This window comes from Campylobacter sp. TTU_617, assembly GCF_016599045.1.
GTDB lineage: Bacteria > Campylobacterota > Campylobacteria > Campylobacterales > Campylobacteraceae > Campylobacter_D.
In genome coordinates this window covers 1-1475 of record NZ_JAENKV010000032.1, presented here as the reverse complement: position 1 = coordinate 1475, position 1475 = coordinate 1, and the positions used below count along the sequence as shown (strand labels likewise).

At 20.8% G+C, this 1475-nt stretch carries 2 protein-coding genes; both read left to right on the top strand.

Translation table 11 applies throughout. The features are described 5' to 3' along the window. Positions 1–8 precede the first annotated feature (8 nt). Positions 9–152, top strand: coding sequence for a type VI secretion system baseplate subunit TssF (locus GQV94_RS07560; protein WP_325099664.1), 144 nt, complete (start codon positions 9–11; stop codon positions 150–152). Continuing rightward, complete coding sequence (gene tssG, locus GQV94_RS07555) at positions 149–1054, top strand: type VI secretion system baseplate subunit TssG (RefSeq protein ID WP_200170435.1); 906 nt, start codon at positions 149–151, stop codon at positions 1052–1054. Before GQV94_RS07560 ends, tssG begins: the two co-directional genes overlap by 4 nt. Positions 1055–1475 lie beyond the last annotated feature (421 nt).

Sequence of the window (1475 nt, the reverse complement as noted above, 5' to 3'; positions counted from 1 at the left end):
TAGGGGATATTTATAGATTAGGTTTAGTTTTATCTAAATTCTTTAGTTCTTTTACAAGTATTAATTCTTTTTTTAAATTAAAAATCAAATGTTTAAAAAGTGAAGATATTTTTACTTATCCTATTGTAAATGGTAATAAGGAGTTGATGTGAGAGATGAGTTTTTAGGGTGTGAGTTTTATAGTGCAATTAGAAAACTCCTTAAAACTTATAATAAAAAAGATATTTTCTTAAGAGCAAATCCTAGTTTAAAGCATCCTAATAAAGAAATTGAAGCTATTAAATTTAATAAAAAAAATCAACAAGTTTTAATTGAAATAATAGTTAATTTTATGGGATTGCAAGGAAGCACCTCTCAATTACCAAGCTATATGTTAGATAAACTATCAAGAAGCCAAAATAGCTCAGAATGGACCTTATTTTTTGATTTCTTTAATCATTATATATTATGGCTATTTTTTGAAAGTAAAAATTTAAGAAATTATGCAAGATCTTTTAAGGAAGATTTTAGTGATACTTTATCTAAAGTACTATTCTCTTTGCTTGGAATTGAAAACAATAATATTGCCAAAAAATACTTACAATTCGCTCCTTTACTCTTAAGTTTTAGACGCCCAAAATATTATATTGAAAAAGCTTTAGAGAATAATTTTAATTTATATAATAAAATAAGCATTATAGAAAATATTCCTCATCAAATTATAATTCCATCATATGAAAAAAATAAATTAGGTTTTAAAAATAATATTTTAGGAAATAATTTCATTCTAGGAGAAAAAATTACATCTTATAATAGTAAAATAGCTGTTTATATAAAAAATATAGAATACGAACAAGCTTTAAATTTTTTCCCAGGAAAAAAATTTCATCAAGAACTAAAAGAAAGTATCATTTTTTTAACCAATAATGAATTTGATACAGATTTATATTTAAAAATTAAATATAATAAAAAAATGGGCTTTACTTTAGGGGATAAAAGTTCTGCAAAGCTTGGCTTAGCAAAAGTATTAAAAAGTCCTAAAAACTCTTATAGTTTTATATATATTAAATTATAATTTTTTAAATTTGTCTTATAAAATAAAAACTACAATAAGCTTAAAAATCATATTAAATCAAATAAAAGATGATTTATAGACTTTAATTTTATTTTGCATAAAGAAGCAAATTTGAAAGATAAAGACTTTGTTTTATTTACGTTTTTAAATATAATGCAAAACTTATCGAATAAATCAATATATCTAAATTTTTAGTATTTAAATTTAAATATCTACGAATATCAAAAAACAAAGAAGAAAAGGGTATATGTTGAAAATAATGTAATAAAATATAAATGGGAAAATCATTAAATAACCAATGAAAATTATCTTAAGTACTAAAGTTTTGATGATGTAAAATTAAACAGATACTTTGATAGAATATATAGACTAGAAAATTATAAAATTGTATTTATCACAATTATTTAAATTGCAAATTTTA